This window comes from Bacillus vallismortis (genome assembly GCF_040784915.1).
GTDB classification, from domain to species: Bacteria; Bacillota; Bacilli; order Bacillales; family Bacillaceae; genus Bacillus; species Bacillus subtilis_G.
On record NZ_CP160797.1, the window covers coordinates 95,001 to 97,500 of the forward strand.

9 tRNA genes and 3 rRNA genes (2 of these 12 only partly in view) are annotated in these 2,500 nt (G+C 52.2%); all 12 read left to right on the forward strand.

Annotated elements, in window-relative coordinates:
- Positions 1 to 48 (forward strand): 23S ribosomal RNA (locus tag ABZM97_RS00490) (it extends 2,880 nt beyond the left edge of the window).
- Positions 49 to 102: 54 nt separating this feature from the next.
- Positions 103 to 218 (forward strand): 5S ribosomal RNA (rrf, locus tag ABZM97_RS00495).
- A gap of 22 nt (positions 219 to 240) precedes the next feature.
- Positions 241 to 316, forward strand: a tRNA-Val gene (locus tag ABZM97_RS00500).
- Between the two features lie 4 nt (positions 317 to 320).
- Positions 321 to 396 (forward strand) — tRNA-Thr (locus ABZM97_RS00505).
- Positions 397 to 434: 38 nt separating this feature from the next.
- A tRNA-Lys gene (locus ABZM97_RS00510) sits at positions 435 to 510 on the forward strand.
- Between the two features lie 6 nt (positions 511 to 516).
- Positions 517 to 599 (forward strand) — tRNA-Leu (locus ABZM97_RS00515).
- 40 nt (positions 600 to 639) lie between these two features.
- Positions 640 to 714: transfer RNA gene (locus ABZM97_RS00520), tRNA-Gly, on the forward strand.
- Between the two features lie 14 nt (positions 715 to 728).
- Positions 729 to 814 (forward strand) — tRNA-Leu (locus tag ABZM97_RS00525).
- A 9-nt stretch (positions 815 to 823) separates the two neighbouring features.
- Positions 824 to 900 (forward strand) — tRNA-Arg (locus ABZM97_RS00530).
- A 22-nt stretch (positions 901 to 922) separates the two neighbouring features.
- Positions 923 to 999 (forward strand) — tRNA-Pro (locus ABZM97_RS00535).
- Between the two features lie 7 nt (positions 1,000 to 1,006).
- Positions 1,007 to 1,082: transfer RNA gene (locus ABZM97_RS00540), tRNA-Ala, on the forward strand.
- Positions 1,083 to 1,314: 232 nt separating this feature from the next.
- A 16S ribosomal RNA gene (locus ABZM97_RS00545) occupies positions 1,315 to 2,500 on the forward strand (it continues 364 nt past the right edge of the window).

Here is a 2,500-nt window from a genome sequence, read left to right on the forward strand (position 1 = left end):
GGCGACACATGGAGCTGACAGATACTAATCGATCGAGGACTTAACCACATTTTGAATGATGTCACATCTGTTATCTAGTTTTGAGAGAACACTCTCAATTTGTTTGGTGGCGATAGCGAAGAGGTCACACCCGTTCCCATGCCGAACACGGAAGTTAAGCTCTTCAGCGCCGATGGTAGTCGGGGGTTTCCCCCTGTGAGAGTAGGACGCCGCCAAGCAATTGCACGCTAGTGCAATTATGGAGGATTAGCTCAGCTGGGAGAGCATCTGCCTTACAAGCAGAGGGTCGGCGGTTCGAGCCCGTCATCCTCCACCATTTTGCCGGTGTAGCTCAATTGGTAGAGCAACTGACTTGTAATCAGTAGGTTGGGGGTTCAAGTCCTCTTGCCGGCACCACTTTTTATATGGTATAATACTCAAGTCTCTTGTAAGAAGAGCCATTAGCTCAGTTGGTAGAGCATCTGACTTTTAATCAGAGGGTCGAAGGTTCGAGTCCTTCATGGCTCACCACTTTACGCGGGTGTGGCGGAATTGGCAGACGCGCTAGACTTAGGATCTAGTGTCTTTATGACGTGGGGGTTCAAGTCCCTTCACCCGCATTATATAGGATAACAGTTATAAAAACTGGACATCCTGTCTGCGGAAGTAGTTCAGTGGTAGAACACCACCTTGCCAAGGTGGGGGTCGCGGGTTCGAATCCCGTCTTCCGCTCCAACTATACCATCCACGCCGGGGTGGTGGAATTGGCAGACACACAGGACTTAAAATCCTGCGGTAGGTGACTACCGTGCCGGTTCAAGTCCGGCCCTCGGCATTAAATCTTGCGCCCGTAGCTCAATTGGATAGAGCGTTTGACTACGGATCAAAAGGTTAGGGGTTCGACTCCTCTCGGGCGCGCCATTATTTTAATGGAATAGACAATCGGGAAGTAGCTCAGCTTGGTAGAGCACATGGTTTGGGACCATGGGGTCGCAGGTTCGAATCCTGTCTTCCCGACCATTTCAATGGGGCCTTAGCTCAGCTGGGAGAGCGCCTGCTTTGCACGCAGGAGGTCAGCGGTTCGATCCCGCTAGGCTCCACCATTTTTTTAAAAAAGATTGTTGACTTTGAAGAAGCAACGTTGTATACTAATAAAGTTGCTTTAACAAAGCGAACAAACGAAATGATCTTTGAAAACTAAACAAGACAAAACGTACCTGTTAATTCATTTTTTATAAATCGCACAGCGATGTGCGTAGTCAGTCAAACTAGGCCTGCACGACGCAGGTCACGCAGGTGTCACCGCAGGATGCGGTGAACTTAACCTGTGATCCATTATCGGAGAGTTTGATCCTGGCTCAGGACGAACGCTGGCGGCGTGCCTAATACATGCAAGTCGAGCGGACAGATGGGAGCTTGCTCCCTGATGTTAGCGGCGGACGGGTGAGTAACACGTGGGTAACCTGCCTGTAAGACTGGGATAACTCCGGGAAACCGGGGCTAATACCGGATGCTTGTTTGAACCGCATGGTTCAAACATAAAAGGTGGCTTCGGCTACCACTTACAGATGGACCCGCGGCGCATTAGCTAGTTGGTGAGGTAACGGCTCACCAAGGCAACGATGCGTAGCCGACCTGAGAGGGTGATCGGCCACACTGGGACTGAGACACGGCCCAGACTCCTACGGGAGGCAGCAGTAGGGAATCTTCCGCAATGGACGAAAGTCTGACGGAGCAACGCCGCGTGAGTGATGAAGGTTTTCGGATCGTAAAGCTCTGTTGTTAGGGAAGAACAAGTACCGTTCGAATAGGGCGGTACCTTGACGGTACCTAACCAGAAAGCCACGGCTAACTACGTGCCAGCAGCCGCGGTAATACGTAGGTGGCAAGCGTTGTCCGGAATTATTGGGCGTAAAGGGCTCGCAGGCGGTTTCTTAAGTCTGATGTGAAAGCCCCCGGCTCAACCGGGGAGGGTCATTGGAAACTGGGGAACTTGAGTGCAGAAGAGGAGAGTGGAATTCCACGTGTAGCGGTGAAATGCGTAGAGATGTGGAGGAACACCAGTGGCGAAGGCGACTCTCTGGTCTGTAACTGACGCTGAGGAGCGAAAGCGTGGGGAGCGAACAGGATTAGATACCCTGGTAGTCCACGCCGTAAACGATGAGTGCTAAGTGTTAGGGGGTTTCCGCCCCTTAGTGCTGCAGCTAACGCATTAAGCACTCCGCCTGGGGAGTACGGTCGCAAGACTGAAACTCAAAGGAATTGACGGGGGCCCGCACAAGCGGTGGAGCATGTGGTTTAATTCGAAGCAACGCGAAGAACCTTACCAGGTCTTGACATCCTCTGACAATCCTAGAGATAGGACGTCCCCTTCGGGGGCAGAGTGACAGGTGGTGCATGGTTGTCGTCAGCTCGTGTCGTGAGATGTTGGGTTAAGTCCCGCAACGAGCGCAACCCTTGATCTTAGTTGCCAGCATTCGGTTGGGCACTCTAAGGTGACTGCCGGTGACAAACCGGAGGA